Annotated in this window: 23 protein-coding genes and 1 tRNA gene; 15 read left to right on the forward strand and 9 right to left on the reverse strand. The window is 38.5% G+C overall.

Annotated elements, in window-relative coordinates; translation table 11 throughout:
* Nucleotides 1-57: 57 nt before the first annotated feature.
* The 5 genes from IQ282_RS10525 (at nt 58) to IQ282_RS10545 (ending at nt 4,209) form a co-directional block, all read left to right on the forward strand.
* Nucleotides 58-1,455 carry an alpha/beta hydrolase family protein gene (locus tag IQ282_RS10525; protein ID WP_194851814.1) on the forward strand — a complete coding sequence of 466 codons (1,398 nt, stop codon included), beginning with the start codon at nt 58-60 and terminating at the stop codon, nt 1,453-1,455.
* Between the two features lie 47 nt (nt 1,456-1,502).
* Nucleotides 1,503-2,549: a sensor histidine kinase gene (locus IQ282_RS10530; protein ID WP_194851815.1), complete on the forward strand. Its 1,047-nt coding sequence runs from the start codon at nt 1,503-1,505 to the stop codon at nt 2,547-2,549.
* Entirely contained in the window at nt 2,549-3,166 is a 618-nt protein-coding gene (locus IQ282_RS10535; RefSeq protein ID WP_317174198.1) for a LytR/AlgR family response regulator transcription factor, read from the forward strand. The genes IQ282_RS10530 and IQ282_RS10535 overlap by 1 nt, the downstream gene beginning before the upstream one ends.
* A gap of 183 nt (nt 3,167-3,349) precedes the next feature.
* Complete coding sequence (locus tag IQ282_RS10540) at nt 3,350-3,712, forward strand: DUF2237 family protein (protein ID WP_194851816.1); 363 nt, start codon at nt 3,350-3,352, stop codon at nt 3,710-3,712.
* Nucleotides 3,709-4,209, forward strand: a complete 501-nt coding sequence (locus IQ282_RS10545) for a GreA/GreB family elongation factor (protein ID WP_194851817.1) — start codon at nt 3,709-3,711, stop codon at nt 4,207-4,209. Before IQ282_RS10540 ends, IQ282_RS10545 begins: the two co-directional genes overlap by 4 nt.
* Here the strand turns inward: IQ282_RS10545 and IQ282_RS10550 are convergent, their stop codons facing one another.
* A complete protein-coding gene (locus IQ282_RS10550; protein ID WP_317174199.1) occupies nt 4,210-4,656 on the reverse strand; it encodes a CBS domain-containing protein in 447 nt (148 codons plus the stop codon).
* Nucleotides 4,657-4,862: 206 nt separating this feature from the next.
* Between IQ282_RS10550 and IQ282_RS10555 the strand changes: the two genes are divergently transcribed.
* Both IQ282_RS10555 and IQ282_RS10560 read left to right on the forward strand, forming a co-directional pair.
* Nucleotides 4,863-6,005 (forward strand): Mrp/NBP35 family ATP-binding protein, encoded by a 1,143-nt coding sequence (locus IQ282_RS10555; protein ID WP_194851819.1) that lies wholly within the window; start codon nt 4,863-4,865, stop codon nt 6,003-6,005.
* A gap of 3 nt (nt 6,006-6,008) precedes the next feature.
* Nucleotides 6,009-6,299 carry a NifU family protein gene (locus IQ282_RS10560; RefSeq protein WP_194851954.1) on the forward strand — a complete coding sequence of 97 codons (291 nt, stop codon included), beginning with the start codon at nt 6,009-6,011 and terminating at the stop codon, nt 6,297-6,299.
* 102 nt (nt 6,300-6,401) lie between these two features.
* Here the strand turns inward: IQ282_RS10560 and IQ282_RS10565 are convergent, their stop codons facing one another.
* The 7 genes from IQ282_RS10565 to IQ282_RS10595 all read right to left on the reverse strand — a co-directional run bounded on the left by IQ282_RS10565 (nt 6,402) and on the right by IQ282_RS10595 (nt 11,862).
* Complete coding sequence (locus tag IQ282_RS10565) at nt 6,402-6,962, reverse strand: hypothetical protein (protein ID WP_194851820.1); 561 nt, start codon at nt 6,960-6,962, stop codon at nt 6,402-6,404.
* A 342-nt stretch (nt 6,963-7,304) separates the two neighbouring features.
* Nucleotides 7,305-7,850, reverse strand: coding sequence for a hypothetical protein (locus IQ282_RS10570; protein ID WP_194851821.1), 546 nt, complete (start codon nt 7,848-7,850; stop codon nt 7,305-7,307).
* A gap of 108 nt (nt 7,851-7,958) precedes the next feature.
* Nucleotides 7,959-8,480, reverse strand: a complete 522-nt coding sequence (locus IQ282_RS10575) for a hypothetical protein (RefSeq protein WP_194851822.1) — start codon at nt 8,478-8,480, stop codon at nt 7,959-7,961.
* Nucleotides 8,481-8,555: 75 nt separating this feature from the next.
* Nucleotides 8,556-9,734 (reverse strand): acyl-CoA dehydrogenase family protein, encoded by a 1,179-nt coding sequence (locus tag IQ282_RS10580; RefSeq protein WP_194851823.1) that lies wholly within the window; start codon nt 9,732-9,734, stop codon nt 8,556-8,558.
* A gap of 132 nt (nt 9,735-9,866) precedes the next feature.
* Entirely contained in the window at nt 9,867-10,589 is a 723-nt protein-coding gene (locus tag IQ282_RS10585) for a tRNA1(Val) (adenine(37)-N6)-methyltransferase (protein WP_194851824.1), read from the reverse strand.
* Between the two features lie 169 nt (nt 10,590-10,758).
* Nucleotides 10,759-11,286 carry a ribosome maturation factor RimM gene (gene rimM / locus IQ282_RS10590; protein ID WP_194851825.1) on the reverse strand — a complete coding sequence of 176 codons (528 nt, stop codon included), beginning with the start codon at nt 11,284-11,286 and terminating at the stop codon, nt 10,759-10,761.
* Between the two features lie 12 nt (nt 11,287-11,298).
* Nucleotides 11,299-11,862 carry a 30S ribosomal protein S16 gene (locus tag IQ282_RS10595; protein WP_194851826.1) on the reverse strand — a complete coding sequence of 188 codons (564 nt, stop codon included), beginning with the start codon at nt 11,860-11,862 and terminating at the stop codon, nt 11,299-11,301.
* 129 nt (nt 11,863-11,991) lie between these two features.
* On the opposite strand from IQ282_RS10595, the gene IQ282_RS10600 reads away from it, so the two are divergent.
* Nucleotides 11,992-12,801, forward strand: coding sequence for a DUF6252 family protein (locus tag IQ282_RS10600; protein ID WP_194851827.1), 810 nt, complete (start codon nt 11,992-11,994; stop codon nt 12,799-12,801).
* Here the strand turns inward: IQ282_RS10600 and IQ282_RS10605 are convergent.
* Entirely contained in the window at nt 12,796-13,236 is a 441-nt protein-coding gene (locus tag IQ282_RS10605; protein ID WP_194851828.1) for a retropepsin-like aspartic protease family protein, read from the reverse strand. The genes IQ282_RS10600 and IQ282_RS10605 overlap by 6 nt on opposite strands.
* Before the next feature lie 196 nt (nt 13,237-13,432).
* On the opposite strand from IQ282_RS10605, the gene IQ282_RS10610 reads away from it, so the two are divergent.
* From IQ282_RS10610 to IQ282_RS10640, 7 genes are all read left to right on the forward strand, one after another.
* Nucleotides 13,433-14,200 (forward strand): TatD family hydrolase, encoded by a 768-nt coding sequence (locus IQ282_RS10610; RefSeq protein WP_194851829.1) that lies wholly within the window; start codon nt 13,433-13,435, stop codon nt 14,198-14,200.
* Between the two features lie 39 nt (nt 14,201-14,239).
* On the forward strand, nt 14,240-15,370 hold the full coding sequence (locus IQ282_RS10615; RefSeq protein WP_194851830.1) for a 1-acyl-sn-glycerol-3-phosphate acyltransferase: 1,131 nt from the start codon (nt 14,240-14,242) through the stop codon (nt 15,368-15,370).
* Entirely contained in the window at nt 15,360-16,478 is a 1,119-nt protein-coding gene (locus tag IQ282_RS10620) for an asparaginase (protein WP_194851831.1), read from the forward strand. Before IQ282_RS10615 ends, IQ282_RS10620 begins: the two co-directional genes overlap by 11 nt.
* Nucleotides 16,479-16,528: 50 nt before the next feature.
* Nucleotides 16,529-16,613: transfer RNA gene (locus tag IQ282_RS10625), tRNA-Ser, on the forward strand.
* 1,274 nt (nt 16,614-17,887) lie between these two features.
* Nucleotides 17,888-18,676 (forward strand): MotA/TolQ/ExbB proton channel family protein, encoded by a 789-nt coding sequence (locus tag IQ282_RS10630; RefSeq protein WP_194851832.1) that lies wholly within the window; start codon nt 17,888-17,890, stop codon nt 18,674-18,676.
* Nucleotides 18,677-18,733: 57 nt separating this feature from the next.
* Nucleotides 18,734-19,177: a hypothetical protein gene (locus tag IQ282_RS10635; protein WP_194851833.1), complete on the forward strand. Its 444-nt coding sequence runs from the start codon at nt 18,734-18,736 to the stop codon at nt 19,175-19,177.
* A 2-nt stretch (nt 19,178-19,179) separates the two neighbouring features.
* The gene (locus tag IQ282_RS10640) at nt 19,180-19,803 is read left to right on the forward strand and encodes an ExbD/TolR family protein (RefSeq protein ID WP_194851834.1); all 624 of its coding nucleotides are present in this window, start codon (nt 19,180-19,182) and stop codon (nt 19,801-19,803) included.

Below are 19,803 nucleotides of genomic sequence, written 5' to 3' on the forward strand. Positions count from 1 at the left end.
GCCTTTCTCAATGCGAGAACTCTTGTAGATTTGAGTAAACATAAAACACTAACAATCATGAAAACGACACTCAATATTGCGGTTTGGATCGTGATTCTTTTATTCTCGTTTCTTTTAAATGCTCAAGAATATGAAGGTTCATGGACGGGATCCATTCAAAACATGCCACTCGTATTTGAAATCACTCAAACGGATGCAGGCTATACCGCAAAAATGCAAAGTCCTACGCAGTCCAAAACGTTCCTACCTATGGATACCGTCGTAGTAAAAGAGGATGGTATAACACTAACACTAAATGCCTACAAAATATCATATACAGGTAAGTTGCAGGATGGGATGATCATGGGATCTTTTACCCAGGGAGGTGGGTCTGGAGAATTGAACTTAGAAAATAAAGCCTATGTTGAGAAGCAAGTTAATAGGCCTCAAGAGCCTAAGGCGCCTTTTCCTTATCTTGTAGAAGAAGTAAGTTTTGAAAATCCTAAAGCAAACAATATCAAACTGGCGGGAACATTGACACTGCCAGGTAATGAAAAGAATCCGACAGTTGCTATCATGATTTCTGGCTCTGGACCACAGGACCGTAATGAAGAATTATTTGATCACAAACCATTTATGGTGATAGCAGATCATTTGACTAAGAATGGAATCGCCGTTTTGAGATATGATGATCGTGGTGTCGCGCAATCTGAAGGTACTCAAGATAATGCCACAAGCGCAGATTTTGCTACAGACGTAGAAGCTGCCATAGCTTATTTAAAAACGCGCAACGATATTAATAAAAAGGAAATAGGCTTGATAGGGCATAGCGAGGGCGGTTTAATAGCTCCCATTGTCATCTCAAACAACCCTGCGGATGTTGCATTTTTTATATCTCTTGCAGGTACAGGTATCAGGGGTGATAAAGTGCTATTACCACAGATGAGAAGAAATGCAGAACTGCAAGGTTCTGATCCAAGTGATATTGATTTTGAAATGATGATGATAAAAGAAATCATTGATGAGATTGTTGCCTCAACTGACGCTACGGAAGAAGATCTCCAAACCAAAATTATTGCCATTGTTCAAAAAAATGCTGCAATCGCGCCAGAAAATCTGAAGACCACTTACACACAGGAATATGCTACTAATTTAGCAAAGCAATTTGGTGGAGCGTGGTTTCGGTATTTTATGACTTACGATCCGGCAGAAAACCTGCAGAAAGTTAAAATTCCTGTATTGGCGTTAAATGGATCATTAGATTACCAGGTGATTCCAGAGCTAAACTTGCCTGGCATAAAGTCCGCTTTCGAGAAAGCTAAAAACACAGATGTTACCATAAAAATATTACCAGGATTAAACCATTTGTTTCAAAACGCGATAACGGGAGGCGGTGGAGAATATCAGCAGATCGAGGAAACTTTTGACCCACAGACATTAAACTTAATCTCCAGCTGGATCAATGAAAGGTTTTAATTCATTTTAAACTCAAGCCTCGATTTAAAAATATCGAGGCTCTTTTTATGAAATTATCCAAGAACTATCTTTACTGGTTGTTACAAATTATAGGCTGGGGTATACCATTCCTACTTAACGCATTTGCCAAATTATTTGTAGGCGATTTTGCGCTTTCCACAAGCTATATATTTTTTGAGACCGCTAGTATCATGTTTATTGGGATTGCAGTCTCACACTTTTTTAGGTATGTTTTTAAATATTGCATAAAATGGAAAGAGTGGAGCTGGACCAAGTTTTTCCTAACTGCGATCCTTCTATTGTTTTGCGCAACAATCATGTCCGTTTTAGTAGAAGTCTTCTGCTCATTTTGGTATCAATTATTGAAAGGTGAAGCTTTGGAAAGATCGTCAATGGACTACTTTATTTCTTATGCAAATAGCTTCATCTACTTACTTTTTTGGCTCACTTTATATCTGTTAATCAACTTTATTTTAAGTAGCCAACAGATAAAAATGGAGCGATTAAAACTGGAGAATATCGCTAAGGAAAGCCAGCTGAACATATTAAAAGGGCAGATAAATCCGCATTTTATGTTCAACAGCCTCAACAACATACGAGGTCTCATGCTGGAAGATGTGGATAAGGCGAGAGATATGTTGACACAGCTTTCTGAGATGTTGCGGTTTTCGCTTTCGCGGAAGGATGATGATTACGTCCCACTAAGAGAAGAGGTTGCCGTGGTACGCAACTACATTGCATTGTCAAAAATACAGCTGGAAGAGAGACTCCAGTATGAGGAAATAATAGCTCCAGGAACACTCTCTATAGAAGTGCCACCCATGTTGATCCAGATGCTGATTGAAAACGCGATCAAACATGGAATAAACACGATGAAGGCTGGTGGTAAAGTCACGCTGGAAATAGAAAAAAAGGAGGGTCAATTAATCATCCAGATAACTAACGATGGAAGTTTGACTGGAAACAAAGCGAGTACGAAAATAGGAATCCATAATATTCAACAGCGCTTGAAGCTCTTGTACAATCACGAGGCCAGTTTTACCCTGACACAAAATGAGACTGGGGTAATAGCGACCGTTCAAATACCGGTGTGATGAAGACAATTACCGCAATAATTGTAGGGGATTCAAGACTCGCCCGCAACGAGCTCAAAGAACTTTTGAAACCGCGCCAACATATCCAGCTTCTGGGCGAATCAGAAAATGTAGAACAAGCTTTTCAATTGATTATAGAAATGAAACCGGATCTTATTTTCCTAGATATCAATATGCCAGAAAAAAATGGCTTTGAATTGTTAGAAATGCTCGACGATGTTCCAATTGTTATTTTCACAACTGCTTATGACGAGTATGCCATTAAATCCTTTGAATACAACGCCTTCGACTATTTGTTGAAACCAATTAGCAAGGAACGATTTGCCAAAGCTATAGAAAAAGTAACTCCCCATTTAGAAGGGAAAGCCAAGTCTAATTCCCATCAATTAACACCAGAAAGTCAGCTGTTTATTAAAGATGGCGACAACTGCTGGATCGTAAAACTAAGCGAGATCTCTATTTTTGAAGTAGACGGTAATTACACTAAAGTCTTTTGGGGGAACAATAAACCCATGATCTATAAATCACTCAACCAGATTGCAGAAAAGCTGGATGAATCGAAATACTTCAGGGCAAACCGGCAGCAGATTATTAATTTAGATCATTTTAAAGAATGAAGTTGCTGTTGAGGTTTCAAGAAGGCAAACCTTAAAGTTTAAAGAACAGCTAGGGTTTTAAGAGGTGTGGTTCTTATCTTTATTTACTTGAGTAAAATGAACCTTAGATTCCGATTGTATTTCTAATTCTAAACTTTGTCTAGATTAATATACGGTTCGAAATCTGTTCAAACACGACCCATTATGAACGGTAAGAAAAATATTTTAGGAGAACGATTGATAGGTTGTTGCAGTGATCCCATGACCGGTTTTTATCGGGATGGATATTGTAGAACATCTGCAGAAGACCTAGGGACACATGTCGTATGTGCTGTCATGACGAGAGAGTTTTTGGATTATACAAAATCACGCGGCAATGATCTTTCCACACCTATTCCAGAATTTCACTTTCCAGGATTAGAACCTGGGGATAAATGGTGTTTATGCATTAATCGGTGGATAGAAGCAGAAAAAGCTGGTGTTGCACCGTACGTTGATCTCGCAGCCACTGATCAAAAAGCATTAGAATATACAAACATAAACGTTCTAAAAACCTATGCGCTATGAGTCGTGGATTTGTAAGGGAAGGTGATCAGGAGGAGCCGGTAGTAATACCGCCTAGAGCGATATTGCCTGATGCCGCGATTAATTATGTAACACCCGTTGGGAAACTGGAGCTTCAGGAAGAATTAACAGACCTCGAGAAAGAATTGTCTGATCTGAAGAATGAAAACGAAACCGATTTACGCAGATCTCAAACCTTAATCCATGGTAAAATAAAACTACTCAAGGAGCGGTTAGCATCTGCCAGAGTGTTGAATCCAGAAGATCAAGCACAAGATGAAGTTAGATTTGGAGCTTTGGTGAAGTTTAAAAACCTCACGGTAAACTCAGTTCAAGAATTATCAATTGTAGGAGTAGACGAGGCAGATGTTGCAAAGCGTAAAATTGCATTTACTACACCTATAGCAAGAGCGCTCGCAGGTTCAAAAAAAGATGAGGTAGTTACTTTCAAATTAGGCAGCGAAACTCGAGAACTCAAGATCCTGTCAATAAGCTACTAATTATCTCCAGTGATTCTTTTTGAGGTTAGTTGCTGCAATAATTACATCCATACGTGAAATCTGACCTATCAATTTTCCATTTTCGATTACGGGAAAACGTCGGTGTCCTGTTTTAAGAAACCTAGAAGCAGCATCAAAAATATCAGCTTCTGCATCAATGGTAGAAACTTGAGAACTCATGTAATCTGCCACCGTGCGATCGCCCACTGGCATATTATGGTACCTGCTATCGCCTATAACTTGCATTAGATCTGTGTCACTAATAATGCCTATCAAATTATGATGTTTATCAACGACTGGGCCTCCTGTAATGCGTTGCTTAAGGATTGTTTCCATCACCTCGTTGATGTTCTGTTCTGGCGTGAAAGTAATGAGTTTGCGTTTCATATAATCCTTTACACGTATTGCTTCTCTCTTGTCTTCTTTGGCCTCGGACCTTCGTCCCATAAAACTTTTGATACCCATAGCTAGTTTATAAAAAATGAACCTTGAATTTAAGAATTTCTTATTTAATTACGGCTATAAATAATAATCCAATTAAATATTAACGTTAACAGCTAGGTTAAGAATATATTAGATTGGGGTACTTTATTGTTTAGAATCATTTTTAATACATAGGGCTAGACCTTATCTTTGTAGTAATAGCAAGAGACATGAAGATAGAAAAGAAAGACGTCCTTAAGGCGTTAGAAACCATATCAGTTCCTGGAGAAGGGCAAAATATGGTAGAAAGTGGAGCGGTAAAAAACGTTCTTGTATTTGGAGATGAAGTGATCGTAGACATCACTATTACAAATCCTGCATTACAAGCTAAGAAGAAGACAGAAGTTTCTATTCTACAGGCTATTCATAAAGAAGTTTATGAAAAGGCTCAGATCAAGGTGAACTTGAAAGTAGAAGCGCCTGTAAAAGAAAATAACGCTCCAGAAATTAAGGGGAAACCTATTCCTGGAATTGACAATATTGTAGCAATCGCCTCTGGAAAAGGAGGAGTTGGAAAGTCTACCGTTACCGCAAATCTTGCCGTGACACTCTCAAAAATGGGATTCAAAGTGGGGCTTTTAGATGCTGATATCTACGGGCCATCTTCAACGATTATGTTTGATGTAGTTAATGAAAGACCACTTTCGGTCAACATTGATGGAAAGTCAAAAATGAAACCCGTGGAAAGTTATGGGGTCAAGATCCTATCTATCGGATTCTTCACAAAACTAGATCAAGCTGTAGTATGGAGAGGTCCAATGGCTTCTAAGGCTTTAAATCAAATGATTTTTGATGCAGACTGGGGCAAACTCGATTTTCTTTTAGTAGATCTTCCACCAGGAACCGGTGACATCCATTTAAGCATCATGCAAGCATTACCATTAACTGGCGCTGTGGTGGTAAGTACACCACAAAATGTAGCTCTAGCAGATGCCCGTAAGGGAGTAGCGATGTTCCAGCAAGAAAGCATTAATGTTCCTGTATTGGGAATTATAGAAAACATGGCTTATTTCACACCTCCGGAATCCCCAGAGAAGAAATATCATATCTTCGGTGAGCATGGTGCTAGAAATCTAGCGGAAGATCTTGATATTCCGTTTTTGGGAGAGTTGCCATTGATTCAGAGTATACGTGAAGCTGGTGATGTAGGTCGTCCAGCTGCAATGCAAGAGGGAACTGACATCGAGAAGGCCTTTATTGATATTACTCGTAACGTAGTGACAGAAACAGTGCGACGTAACGACCAAATACCTCCGACTCAGGCGGTTAAAATTACCACAATGGCTGGATGCAGTCCTGTAAATAAGAAATAGATGATGAACGACTTAGAACTAAAAGCAGCTGTACAAGCCGGGCTGGATGAAATACGACCATTCCTTCAACGTGACAATGGTGATATTGAACTTGTTTCCATTGAAAACGGTACAGATGTTAAGGTTCGTCTGTTGGGAACATGCGTAGGTTGCCACGTTAATCAGATGACTCTCAAATCAGGAGTGGAACTTACCGTTAAAAAGCATGCTCCTCAAATCAAGACTGTGATAGATATCTCAGGAATTATTGAGAAAGAAAACTATCGAGATCATTTAGATTCTCATAATAAATAGAGAATGAATTTATAAACGATTCTTTTACAGTTAATTACATCCACATGCCGAGTTATAAACAGATTTAGATCTTAATAATGAATTTTTTAAAGGGATAAATTATTACCGGAGTTGTGGCGTATATTTTTTTATCCAATATTCGTTTACAAATTTTCTTGCAGTAACAGCTCCAATCACAATACCTAAATAACCGAATAATCTCGTCCCAATTAATTCAGAGAGAATATTTCCAAAAAATAGCCCTATCAAAACCCCTATTAAAATCAAGCTATAACATTTTAAAACTTTTATCCGTGCTGGGTTGATATACTTAGTATTTTCCTTCTGAAAATCTGCGTTGTGATTTACAAAGCGTTCAAGGTTAGTTAAGAATGAATTAAATAATGCTGAAAATGCTATCGGAGTTAAAGCGCCGTTATTGTAAACATAATGATGGATCAAAACCTTATCGCTTTCTGATAAATTGATCTCAATTTTGGATTCCCATTTCAATGGGTTGAACTTCCAACCGTCCAAAAAAGATCCTCTTTTAACGTAGACCAGACTATCATTTTTACGGGTTGCTTGCTTAAAATTATACGTCCCAAAATATAGATTCAGCTTATCGTTTAGGACGGCAGAATCGGATACTTTAAATTCTAAAACATTTTTGTATTCTTTCATCCAGTAGAGTTTAACATATAACTAGAGTAGATGCTATTTTTGCATCAATTGGGCGATCCTAATTAGCCCTTTTAAGTTGAGAAGATAAAAGTAGGGGATTAGTGTAAATTTATTTCCAAGTCATATTCTCTTTTTTCTGGGAAGGATAAAAGTGGAATTGTAAAAATGCTTTCAACCTCATTACACATTACTCTATGGAGTGCCGCTCCTGCATTTTGCCTAAATCAAAATAAGCTTGATAAATAGACGATCATCTACAAATTCAATTATCTAATTTGCAAGTAACTTTAAACAGAGTGACAAGAAACAAACGTTCATTTAAGAAGATCTACTACCGCAAGATTAAAAAGTGTAGCCCAATTTCAATATAAGTTGTCCAGCAGCTTCACTCTGTTGGAAGTCATAACCTAGTCCCGTTTGAAAATTAAGATTAAAGTGTTTCCAATACGTACGTTGTATTCCATAAGCCGCCATCAGTGCAGAAGTGCTCTCAACAATAACTTCGTCATTTTCTGCTTCTAAAACGTTGACAAAGCTTAACGCAATATAATTCCCACTATTATTTGCAATTGTTTTTCCCTTGTCTAATCTACGGTTGAAATTAGTATAATACCTTCCTGAAAGTTCAAATTGTAAGGGTAGTATAAGCCCTTCAGCATCACCAAAAAATCCACTCTGATTATAATAAACAACTCCAAAACCTGCATTTCCAAGAATCGAAATATTCTCAGAAACGTCTTTTTCAATTTCAAAACTTGGATATAATAGATTCAATCTATAAATGGTTTCGTTAGAAAAATCGCTTTTAGAACGAAGTTGATCTTGAGTTTGAGCAAAACAAATTGTACACAGCAACAGTGCTGAGGCTAGAGTAATTAATAATTTCATGTTGGAGATTTGTGACAGTAAGTTCAGGTAATACGAGCAAAATAACACATAAAAAATTAAGGATTCTGTGTCTGCTTTAGGTTTTTTTGGCGGTTTTCCTAATGTTAACTATTGTCTTACCAGCGTATAAGTCCCTTCAGCCTCAAATGTATACCCTGGTTCAACCACAGTTTGTTCCAGAAATAATTGTAAACCATCAGCAGAAAAATTTTGAACGGTAACATTAGCACCATCGCTATTAGAAAGAATCAATGAATTTCTAGACAGTGTGTACGTTCCACCTAGATCAATATCGGTGGTTTCAGTCTCTGTGTAAACAGTTCCGTCTTCAGAAATCGTAGCGTTAAAGTTGAAAGTTCCTGCAGTTGTGACTCTTCCAGTATCGGTAAATGTAAAAGTTACGTTGTTAAAACCGCTACCTACAATAGTGGATGTGCTAATGTCTTGACTGTTGCCAGACGTGTCAGACTCGGTTGAGAAAGCATTAAATGCAGTGACATTGTAAATTCCAACAAGATTCTCGCTAGTCAATACATTAGGGTCTGTAGTACCACCATCATCATCTTCCTCAGTACAAGAGGTGATAAATAGCGAAAGAATTATCAAAATTACAGTCTGAATAAATTTCATGAGATTTCGTTTATTACAAATACACGATTATTTGATTTAGAAAATAAGTATGCTACTAAGGCTAGCTCTTATAGTTTAAACAAACGCATTCTCTCCAGTGATATCAAGTCCCGTAATCAACAAATGGATGTCATGAGTTCCCTCATAAGTGATAACGCTCTCAAGATTCATGCTGTGACGCATAATGCTGTATTCACCTGTAATCCCCATACCACCTAATATCTGTCGTGCTTCTCGAGCAATGTTGATAGCAATTTCAACATTGTTTCTTTTAGCCATTGAGATCTGTGCGCTGGTTGCTTTTCCTTCCTCACGCAAAACCCCTAATCTCCAGGCGAGTAATTGTGCCTTGGTGATTTCAGTAATCATCTCAGCCAGTTTCTTTTGTTGGAGTTGGAAGCCAGCAATGGGCTTACCGAATTGTTTTCTCTCCTTAGCATATCTTAAGGCAGTATCATAACAATCCATAGCTGCACCTATTGCTCCCCAAGCGATACCAAAACGAGCGCTGTCCAAACAACTCAAAGGAGCGCCCAGTCCCGTGCGGCCCGGTAAAATATTTGCTTTAGGAACTTTTACATCCTGAAAAATCAACTCACCCGTGGCGCTGGCGCGCAATGACCACTTGTTATGTGTCTCTGGAGTGGTAAAACCTTCCATCCCACGTTCTACGATTACTCCATGAATGCGATCATTCTCATCTTTTGCCCAAACTACTGCGACATCACAAAATGGACTATTTGATATCCACAATTTAGCTCCGTTTAAAATCACATGGTCACCAGCATCTTTGAAACGGGTAATCATACTTCCTGGGTCAGATCCAGAATCTGGCTCTGTTAATCCAAAAGATCCCATAAACTCACCACTGGCCAGCTTAGGCAGGAACTTCTTTTTTTGCTCCTCGCTACCGTATTTCCAGATAGGGTACATAACTAGAGAAGATTGCACAGATGCGGTGGAGCGCACACCACTATCGCCACGTTCTAATTCTTGCATGATCAATCCATAGGAGATTTGATCCATTCCTGAGCCACCATATTCTTCTGGGATATAGGGGCCGAAAGCTCCTACTGATGCGAGTCCAGGGATAATACTTTTAGGGAAGACGGCGTCTTGGGCCGCCTGCTCGATTATAGGAGAGACGTCTCTTTTCACCCAGGCGCGCGCTGCGTCACGTATCATTTTATGCTCCTCTGTCAATAAATCGTCCAGTTGGTAATAATCTGGTGCTTCAAATAAGTCTGGTTTCATAGGTAAAGTTCAAATGATCTATCAAATTTTCAATCGTTGCCGCATCTTATAACGACAATTGCAATACAGTAAAAATAAGAATCCTAAAGATGAATTCTTTATTATTAAGTCGAAATACTTAGCCGAACTTAATTACATTTTCAGATAAAAATCCTGAGTGAGATTTGTGTAATCGTCAGTGTAGTTATGGCGGGAATTCTCAATAGTTAGATATGTGGTTATAAGTTCGCTTTCGCGAAAGCGAAATTCCATCAAAACCCTTTTAACAGCGGCATCTTTTGTACCACGAACGTATGTTTTGCGAGTGGCAAACAATTGAAAATGAGTGGTGATCTTTAAAAATTCTGCTTCACGGTCTGATGGGATGATGCAGGCGAAAGTACCTTCAGTTTCTAGTAATTTATAGACACCGTAGATTAATTCTTCAAAAGGTAATGCATCGTCAAACCTAGCTTGTTGTCGTTTTTCATCAATAATTTGATCATCGCGCTCTAGTTTGCCATCAAAAAATGGGGGATTGCTAATGATAAGATCAAAACGCTCTTCCACTTCTTCATAAAACTCCTGAAATGAGGCATGGAAGCAGGAAAGTCTGTCTCCATAGGGACTGTTCTCAAAATTAGTAGTCGCCTGTTCAAAAGCGGTATCATCGATTTCTAAAGCATCAATTTGAGCTCTAGAATATCGCTGCGCCATCATTAGAGCAATCACTCCAGTTCCAGTACCAACATCAAGAATGGTGTATGGCTTCTCCAATGGATTTGCCCAGGCTCCTAACAATACAGCATCAGTACCGATTTTTTGGGCACATTGACCTTGAGCGACTTCAAACTGTTTGAATTTAAAGGTGCTCATAGTAAAATGTGATTAGAGAGATTGCAGATTATTAAATATAATTCTTCACATTGATAGAAAAGAGGATTAATATTTATTCTGATTAGATTAAATGCTGGTAAAATAAAAGATTCAGAAAGCAGGATATCCTTCTAAATCGCAACTTCTATAGAAGCGTTATCTTTTACCTTTATGAAATATAAAGTTCTATTAAACCTTCTGGCGTGTTCACGGTAATCGTTTTATTCTCACGATCCACTTTGACAATAAATTCATCGTGAATGGGAATCAAGACCTCATCCCCATCGTGATCTACCTCAAATAAGGCCTGTGAAGTGGTATCGTTGACGCCTGTAATTGTTCCCACGCTACCATATTCTGTATCGATCATCTCAAACCCTTTTATCTCGTGGTAATAGAATTTATTACCCTCTAATTCTGGGAGAGCAGAAAGTGGCATGTAGAGCTCGCGTTTCATCAAACTATCTGCCATGGGCTCATCGTCTACATCTTCAAATTTAACCCGCAATAACAACGATTTGTGTAGTTGACTGCGTTCAATAAAAAATGGAACCAAGTTTTTACCGATTTCGATAAAAACTGATTCCATTTCTAGAAAAAGTTCAGGTTCGTCTGTGTCTAGTTTAACTAGAAGTTCGCCCTTAAAACTAAATTTATTGACAATCGTACCTACGTAGAAACATTCATTTTTACGCATAAGGCAAATTGTTTATTTTTCTTCTTTAGGAGTTTCAGCGTCAGCAGCTGGAGCTTCCTCTGCAGGAGCGTCAGTAGCTTCTTCAACTGGAGCTTCCTCAACAGCAGGCTCTTCAGTAACTTCTGGTTCTGGAGTGTTTGCAGCGATACGAGCTTCATTTACTGCTTTTTCAGCAGCTAGAGCTTCAGCAGCTTTTTTACTATCTTGATCTTGAAGACCAGATGCTTTATTAGAGATCTTACCTTCTTTCTCTTCCAACCATGTGTTGAATTTCTCTTCCATTTGCTCTTCAGTAATGGCTCCTTTTCTTACACCACCTTTAAGGTGCTTTTTCAACATCGCGCCTTTATATCCTAGGATGGCTCTCGCTGTATCTGTAGGTTGTGCACCATTTTCTAACCACTGTACCGCACCATCAACATTTAAATTGATAGTTGCAGGGTTTGTGTTAGGGTTATAAGTTCCTATCTTTTCAAGATATTTACCATCTCTTTTAGAACGCGCATCTGCTGCAACGATCCAGTAGAAAGGTTTTCCTTTTTTACCGTGTCTTTGTAATCTGATTTTTACTGGCATAACATTAAATTTGTGGGTTCCCGACCCTGATTATTAATTTGAGGTTGCAAAAATACTATTAATTTGATAATCAGCAACGGGTCGCAGTATTTTATTTATTTTTGAATTTCACTTTGTATAGTGGTTATTATGAAGAAACTAGGAATTTTATTCTCATTAGTCCTCGTGCTACTGACAAGCTGTGAAGAAAACCTGGACAAGTTGAATGTTCCTGCGTTGCAGGCTTCCCGTAATGGTGAATTTTTCGGATCGACTGTAACGACCGTTACTAACAACCCTGACGGAACTATAACTATAGGAGGAGAAAACCCGCTAGAAACCTTGCAGCTCAAGTTGACTTCTGCTGATCCTGGTGTTTATGAACTGGGTCAAGGTTCTCTTAACGAAGCTATTTATACTTTTAATAATGAGCAGCTATTCAGCACGAGCATTGGGGAAGGTAAAGGAATAGTTTCTTTAAACCCTGGCTCACCGGAAGGGACAGTTACTGGAAACTTTAGTTTTGTTAGCTATACGACTAACGCAACAGATACACTCGTTATGCGTAAAGGGGTCATCTATCAAGTGCCTTTTGGAACAGAGACAGGATCTGATAATATCAACACATTTAAGGCTGTAATAAATGGTGAACGGTTCAGGCCAACCGCAATTACTGCTGTGGAGGAGTCCGGTAGAATTCTGGTAACCGCAAGTATCGGCGGTCAGGTGGTGACAGTCAGCTTTCCAATTCCCACTGCTAATTACAGTGACTCTTTCAATACCACTAGGGTTATAGGAACTTATACAAGTGATGGGAATACATTTAGGGCAATCGAAGGAGGGTTTAATATCAGAGAATTTAATGATGTTTCTCGACAGTATGAGGCTTATTTCGATTTCAAAACCGGTCCACCAGGCAACGTGATTCTTTCTGGAGGAGAATTTAATATTACTTTATAACTTCAAGAAAATCCACTTCCCACGATAATCAATAATCGCGCTGCTGGCAATCAAGAAATCAGCACCTAGCAGCCCTTGAATGGAATGCATGCCTTCAGATTTAAGAGCGTTGTTGACAAAACTCATGTCCATACAAAGCACGGTAACGTCTTCATCGCTCCAGTCGCCCAGTTCTAGCGTGTTTTTATAGGATACTCGTGGTCGCAACGAGCCACTAGCAGTACCTATCTGTTTTTCCATGAATTCCGTTGTGAGTTGGAATTCCTTATACATCGCTTGATCCACGCAAGTTGCACTGGCACCGGTATCAATTATAAAACGACCTTCATGCCCGTTGAGACTGGCTTTTGCAACAATATGACTGCTTTTTTTTGCAATTCTTATGCGGTGGGCTGTATAACCTTGTTCTAGTACTACTTTTTTAATCGATGCCATGGGAAATGTTCTGCGGTCAAAGATAAGTTGGCTTTTGCACTCATTAATAATAACCGTAAATTACTGGGTGTCTATTAAAATTGTGATGATTCCGCTTTCGCGAAAGCGGACTTAATTTCAAGATGTTACTCCAGTTGAAGAAGTAGGGAAGTTGATTTATTTTTAGTAAACAAGATCGCATCAGTACCTTTGTATTATGATTTTAACAGATACACACACGCATTTATACAGTGAACAATTTGATGAGGATCGGGAGGTAATGATCCAGCGCGCCGTTGATGCTGGGATAGAGCGGTTTTTTATTCCTGCTATCGATTCTACGTACACCGCTGGTATGCAGGAGTTGAAGAGGAACTATCCTGACCGTGTATTTTTAATGACAGGTCTGCATCCCACGCATGTTAAGGAAAATCATGCGGAAGAACTGCTGCACGTAAAGGAGCAACTGGCCACGGGAAATTACATAGCGGTAGGTGAGATAGGGGTAGATTTATACTGGGATAAATCTACCAGAGATCTACAAATGAACGCTTTCCATCAGCAAATTGAATGGGCGTTAGAGTATGATTTACCTATTGCTATTCATTGTCGGGATGCTTTTGACGAGGTTTTTGAAGTGCTGGCAGCACATCAAGAAAAAGGACTAAAAGGGATTTTTCATTGTTTTACTGGAACGCTAGAACAAGCGCAACTCGCTATCAAATATGGAATGAAGCTGGGAATAGGAGGAGTCGTCACCTTTAAAAATGGAAAAATCGACCAATTCCTTCACGAGATCGATCTGTCGCACATTGTTCTTGAGACAGATTCTCCTTACCTCGCGCCAGCTCCCTATCGCGGTAAACGCAATGAAAGTGCATATCTAAGCAAGGTTGCTCAGAAAATAGCTGAAATTTATGGTCTGGATATAGAGGAGATTGCTCGCATAACCACATTAAATTCTCGTGAAGTATTCAAAGTCTAGGCTATAAGATACGTATTTTTGAGCCTTAAAATTAAGTTTTTGGAGCAATACGACGACATACGGTTCTTTAATGAAGAAGAGGTAAGCATCGCGCTGAAAAGTGCCGTGCGACATCCCATGATTAAAACGCTGTTTGAATACACGTTCCCTGGTAAAACAGATGAAGAGATTAAAGAGGTGGTGCTTGCGTGTAAAAGTATCAATGATTTCCAGCGGGATATTATATCTGTTACCATGCAGCGTATTCTTGACGAGACATCTGCCGGGTTGACCACGACAGGTTTTGACAAGCTTGACCCCTCATTATCCTATTTGTACATATCAAATCATCGTGATATTGTGCTCGACACTTGTTTAATCAATCTTACACTTTATAAATATCAGCTTATTCGCACTGCAAATGCGATAGGTGATAATCTGGTTCAAAGACCATTTGTAAACGCATTGAGCAAACTGACTCGTAATTTCACAGTCAAGCGAGGTGGTACACCACGGGAAACCTTATTGAGTAGTAAAAAGTTGAGTGAATACGTTGAATATTTATTAAAGGATAAAACACGTAGCGTCTGGATTGCACAACGTCAAGGACGTACTAAAGATGGTAATGACGTTACAGAACAAGGCGTGTTGAAGATGATTGCTTTGGCAGCCGGGAAAAGATCAGTTTCAGAATATTTGAATTCGCTGCGAATTGTTCCCATATCAATTTCTTACGAATATGATCCCACCGATATTTTAAAAGTTCCAGAACTGCTTGCTAAAAAAGCGCAAACAGAATATATAAAGTCTGAAAATGAGGATTTCAATAGTATTCTCAAAGGAGCGCTAGGACAGAAAAAACACATTCACATTCACGCTGCAGACCCTATAGAGTTAGATGTCACAAGTGAGGTGGCAACAAACCAATTGCTACAACAAGTGGTAAATACTTTAGATCAAACGATCCAGCTTAATTATAAATTATGGCCTACAAATTATGTCGCTTTTGATCTACTGCATGATTCTCAGGATTACATAGAAGAATATACTGAAAAAGACCACCAGCAGTTTGAACGCAGACTGCGCATGCGGGTAGATATGAAAGATAAAGAGGCGGTTAAAAGTTTCTTGTGCATGTATGCACGTCCCGTAATAAATAAAGAACAATTGAAGCCTGCTTATGAAGCCTAGTATACTCCTTATATATACAGGTGGTACGATAGGAATGATGAAAGATCCAGAAACATGGGCTTTAAAATCCTTCAATTTTGAGGAATTGCTGCTTCATATTCCAGAATTACGGCAACTGGATTGTAAAATCAGCACGGTCTCCTTTAAGGATCCTATTGATTCTTCAGACATGAACCTGCAACACTGGCAGCAATTGGGTGACGTTATCAATGATCGTTATGATGATCATGATGGTTTTGTCGTTCTGCATGGTAGTGATACAATGGCTTATACCGGAAGTGCGCTTAGTTTTATGTTTGAAAACTTAACTAAACCCATTATTCTTACCGGTTCCCAACTGCCGATAGGGGATTTGAGAACAGATGCCAAGGAAAATTTAATTACGACCATACAGCTCGCATCTCAAACAGAAAATGATCAACCTATAGTAAAGGAGGTTTGTATTTATTTTGAGTATCAATTATACCGGGCTAACCGAACCGCAAAAATTAGTGCAGATCATTTTGAGGCGTTTACGTCCCCTAATTATCCGCCGCTTGCCATTAGCGGTGTGTATTTGAATATTGATCAGAGTTTGTTGTGGCAGGGTACATTTGATGCTTTTGCATTTAAGAAAAAACCTGACGCGGAAGTTCGCACAAACCCAAATATCGGTGAAACTCCTGAGCTTCAAGAAAGCTTACCTGAAGAGCAGATGATGGTTTACAGGCCAGAATTTATCAATGATGTGGTGATTTTAAAACTCTTTCCAGGTATTACAGAACCTGTAGTTGCAGCGATTTGTAATATCCCGCAATTAAAAGGTATTGTTTTAGAAACCTATGGTAGCGGTAATGCACCTACTGAAAAATGGTTTATAGACTGTATGAAAAAAACGCTTAATCGAGGGGTTTATATCGTCAATGTTACCCAGTGTCGCGGTGGTGCCGTAGATATGGGAAAATACGAAACTAGCGTACAGCTTAAGGAAATAGGAATGGTGTCTGGAAAGGACATGACTACAGAGTCTGCACTTGCCAAAATGATGTACCTTTTAAATTACACCACGTCCTTAGCCGATTTTAAGCATTATTTTGAGAAATCAATCCGAGGAGAGGTAACGGAATGATTTCTGATTTGCAGAAAGCAAGTTAAAGTTGTAATCTTGCAATCGATTTTAGAGAGGTGGCCGAGCGGTCGAAGGCGCACGCCTGGAAAGCGTGTAAACGGCAACGTTTCGAGGGTTCGAATCCCTTCCTCTCTGCACTAATGCAAAGCCTGATTTCCGGTAGGAAATCGGGCTTTTTTTATTTTCAAGGTGTAATTCAAAGGGTTGCGCGTATTTTATAAATTCTTGCGTTCTTACAGTTTTATTTTAACCAGTCATCCCTTGCACAAACACTTGAACAAACTCTTTCCTGTTGGCAAGAATACGTTCACCTATTTCTCTAGTACATAAAATACTCGGTCTTCTGTTTAAAGATTTAAAAAACCATTACGCAATGGTTCCCGCTCGTAAATGGTGTAGTTTTCTATCAACGCTTTGAATTGTTTTTGATCTAGGCTTTCTACCACACACTTTTTTTTTAGACAACGTCAGGATCTTCTCTTCATGCTGGAAAAATTCAAATTCATCTTGAATAGTATCTGCATCGCTGAGGAAGGGTAGATTTTTTTCAAAGAATTTCTTAAGGAGTTCCTGCTAGCTAAGCAACTCCAAATCTTCCGAGAATTAAGGTTTTAATAAAAACATGTAATCCATAGTTGTCAAATACAGACAAGAACTCCTATTTAAAGTTATCTGATGGATGTAAGTAAATTCTCTTCACAAAATCTAGCTTTTACAATTAGTGGAACCAATACTGACAGCCATTAACCGGATTCTGGAAAAAATGCAGCCTAGTCAAACATGGCAAGTAAATTCAGGTTGATGTGGATTGATTAGTTTTTAATAGGGCGACGATGGCATTAAATAACAGAACAACAAATAAATCCTAGCAGTAATGGTCAGATTCCGGAACGGTGTGGTTAGGAAAGTAGGCGTTTAGTAGCAGATCAAAAGATTTAAAAAGCGGTTCTGAAGGATTAGTCAATAATTTTTTACTGATTAATCCTGATTTTATAGGAATAAAGCGATTGATACCAATAATGATGCTGTTTTTATCAAAGCGCTATAGTTAAACTGCTATTTTAAAATAACAGCACATAAAATATGTCGCAATAGCAGTGACTTATTTGAATTTTAGCAGGATTTATGTGTAGGATTGCGCTTTCGCGAAAGCGTAACTCCTTAAAAAGCAATTAACTTAGTAAAAATTACTGCAAATAATAATAAGCTCCTCATGGCGCCGTTGTTATCACCTATAGGGCTCTGTTTAATTAAACAGATATGAATCTGCAATGATTTAATTGAGGTTGATATACAATAAATTATCTTAACTAAAAACATATAGAAAGTGGTGATAAGTTCGCTTTTAACTCAATAAATTATATATTTAGCCCTTCATTAGAAAAATCAATAAATCAATAAATCTAAAAATGAAACGATCACTTTCAATTTTGTTCATGGCAGTTGTAATGATATTAGGTATGTCTTCTACTGCGACAGCAACAACAACTACAACTAACGCGGCGGTTGCTTCCATAGTAACTGCGCAAGATCAGGACGAGCCTAAAGTAGAAACTACTGTAAGCTTTCACCAAGAACTTAAAAAACGTTTTATAGAGGGTGGACCACTCTTTATGTCCATCGTTCTGGTATGTTTAATATTAGGTCTTGCGATCGCGATAGAAAGAATTATCTATCTAAATCTTTCTACTACAAATTCTAAAAAGCTTGCTGCAGATGTAGAAGAAGCTCTTAAGAGTGGTGGTATTGAGGCTGCAAAAGACGTATGTCGTAATACTAAAGGTCCAGTTGCTTCCATCTATTATCAAGGTCTTGATAGAGCAGATGAAAGTGTTGAGGCTGCTGAGAAAGCGGTTGTCGCTTACGGTGGTGTTCAAATGGGACAATTAGAAAAGAATGTATCATGGGTTTCTTTATTTATCGCTCTAGCTCCTATGCTTGGGTTTATGGGTACTGTAATCGGGATGATCAAATCTTTTGATAGTATTGCAGAAGCAGGTACCATGGAACCAGCTCTAGTTGCAACTGGTATTAAAGTAGCACTTCTAACTACCGTATTTGGTTTGATCGTTGCGATTATACTTCAGGTTTTCTACAATTATATTGTAGCCAAAATCGATAGTATCGTGAACGACATGGAAGATGCATCTATTACTCTTATCGATATTCTTGTAGACTACAAGAGTGGTAAGCTGTAATTAACCTTTAATAAATACTTAATCATGATTGCACATAAAGTATTAAAATATTTTTCGATGGCGCTTTGCCTCATCGCAGCTATTTTCTTTATCTATGCTTTGAGCGTGGGTGATGAACCTATACAAATGGATGAAAATGGCGTTCAGTCTATGACTGTAGTGCCTATGATGTACATAGCTTATTTAACTATGCTCATTATATTAGTGTTAGTAGCAGTATTTGTAGTTATCAACCTAGCTACAAAACCAGGAGCTTTGAAAAGCGCTGCAGTTTCAGTTGGCATAATGCTTGTTATTATATTACTAGCATACTTTGTGTTTGCTGATAATGGCGTTTTAGATCCTGCTACTGGCAAACAAGTAATGTTAGATGATGGAGAGCCATTAACTGCGGGAGATTCCCAATGGATTGGTGCTGGATTATGGACATTCTACATTATCGGAATCCTATCGATCTGTTCCATTCTTTGGGCAGGTGTAACTAAACTTATTAAAAAATAATTATGGCTAAAAGATCTGCACCTGAAGTTAATGCTGGATCTATGGCAGATATCGCATTTCTTCTCTTGATATTTTTCTTGGTGACTACAACCATTGAAGTAGATAGTGGTATACAAAGTAAGTTACCACCGCCTATTCCAGATAATACGCCGCCACCACCGATCAAGCAAAAGAATATATTCCAAGTTCTTGTAAATCAGTATGATCAATTACAAGTGGAGGATGAGAGTATGGAGATTTCAGAATTGACAGAAGCGGCCGTTGCTTTTTTAGATAACGGTGGTGGAGAAGGTCCTGCTGCTTGTAATTATTGCGAGGGAGAACGTGATCCTGAAAGCTCTGATAACCCAGACAAAGCTGTTATCTCTCTAGTAAATGACAGACAAGCTAGTTATAAAATGTACGTTACTGTTTATAATGAGTTAGTTAGAGCATACACTATTTTACGTAATCGTGAATCTGAACGTCGTTATAATGAGACTTATGAAAATATGTACTCAAGATATAAAGACTGGCCTGAAACTGAAAAGGAAACTCCTGAGTATGAAAAACTAGGAAAGCAAGTAGATGAGATACGAGATTTGTATCCATTGAAACTTTCTGAAGCTGAACCACAACAAGGATAA

The sequence above is a fragment of the Nonlabens antarcticus genome (genome assembly GCF_015356755.1).
GTDB classification, from domain to species: Bacteria; Bacteroidota; Bacteroidia; order Flavobacteriales; family Flavobacteriaceae; genus Nonlabens; species Nonlabens antarcticus.

Bases quoted from the DNA above. Each gene is read 5' to 3' on its own strand.
- IQ282_RS10525 (WP_194851814.1), top strand. From the start codon at position 58: ATGAAAACGACACTCAATATTGCGGTTTGGATCGTGATTCTTTTATTC.
- IQ282_RS10530 (WP_194851815.1), top strand. From the start codon at position 1,503: ATGAAATTATCCAAGAACTATCTTTACTGGTTGTTACAAATTATAGGC.
- IQ282_RS10535 (WP_317174198.1), top strand. From the start codon at position 2,549: ATGAAGACAATTACCGCAATAATTGTAGGGGATTCAAGACTCGCCCGC.
- IQ282_RS10540 (WP_194851816.1), top strand. From the start codon at position 3,350: ATGAACGGTAAGAAAAATATTTTAGGAGAACGATTGATAGGTTGTTGC.
- IQ282_RS10545 (WP_194851817.1), top strand. From the start codon at position 3,709: ATGAGTCGTGGATTTGTAAGGGAAGGTGATCAGGAGGAGCCGGTAGTA.
- IQ282_RS10550 (WP_317174199.1), bottom strand. From the start codon at position 4,656: ATGGGACGAAGGTCCGAGGCCAAAGAAGACAAGAGAGAAGCAATACGT.
- IQ282_RS10555 (WP_194851819.1), top strand. From the start codon at position 4,863: ATGAAGATAGAAAAGAAAGACGTCCTTAAGGCGTTAGAAACCATATCA.
- IQ282_RS10560 (WP_194851954.1), top strand. From the start codon at position 6,009: ATGAACGACTTAGAACTAAAAGCAGCTGTACAAGCCGGGCTGGATGAA.
- IQ282_RS10565 (WP_194851820.1), bottom strand. From the start codon at position 6,962: ATGAAAGAATACAAAAATGTTTTAGAATTTAAAGTATCCGATTCTGCC.
- IQ282_RS10570 (WP_194851821.1), bottom strand. From the start codon at position 7,850: ATGAAATTATTAATTACTCTAGCCTCAGCACTGTTGCTGTGTACAATT.
- IQ282_RS10575 (WP_194851822.1), bottom strand. From the start codon at position 8,480: ATGAAATTTATTCAGACTGTAATTTTGATAATTCTTTCGCTATTTATC.
- IQ282_RS10580 (WP_194851823.1), bottom strand. From the start codon at position 9,734: ATGAAACCAGACTTATTTGAAGCACCAGATTATTACCAACTGGACGAT.
- IQ282_RS10585 (WP_194851824.1), bottom strand. From the start codon at position 10,589: ATGAGCACCTTTAAATTCAAACAGTTTGAAGTCGCTCAAGGTCAATGT.
- rimM (WP_194851825.1), bottom strand. From the start codon at position 11,286: ATGCGTAAAAATGAATGTTTCTACGTAGGTACGATTGTCAATAAATTT.
- IQ282_RS10595 (WP_194851826.1), bottom strand. From the start codon at position 11,862: ATGCCAGTAAAAATCAGATTACAAAGACACGGTAAAAAAGGAAAACCT.
- IQ282_RS10600 (WP_194851827.1), top strand. From the start codon at position 11,992: ATGAAGAAACTAGGAATTTTATTCTCATTAGTCCTCGTGCTACTGACA.
- IQ282_RS10605 (WP_194851828.1), bottom strand. From the start codon at position 13,236: ATGGCATCGATTAAAAAAGTAGTACTAGAACAAGGTTATACAGCCCAC.
- IQ282_RS10610 (WP_194851829.1), top strand. From the start codon at position 13,433: ATGATTTTAACAGATACACACACGCATTTATACAGTGAACAATTTGAT.
- IQ282_RS10620 (WP_194851831.1), top strand. From the start codon at position 15,360: ATGAAGCCTAGTATACTCCTTATATATACAGGTGGTACGATAGGAATG.
- IQ282_RS10630 (WP_194851832.1), top strand. From the start codon at position 17,888: ATGAAACGATCACTTTCAATTTTGTTCATGGCAGTTGTAATGATATTA.
- IQ282_RS10635 (WP_194851833.1), top strand. From the start codon at position 18,734: ATGGCGCTTTGCCTCATCGCAGCTATTTTCTTTATCTATGCTTTGAGC.
- IQ282_RS10640 (WP_194851834.1), top strand. From the start codon at position 19,180: ATGGCTAAAAGATCTGCACCTGAAGTTAATGCTGGATCTATGGCAGAT.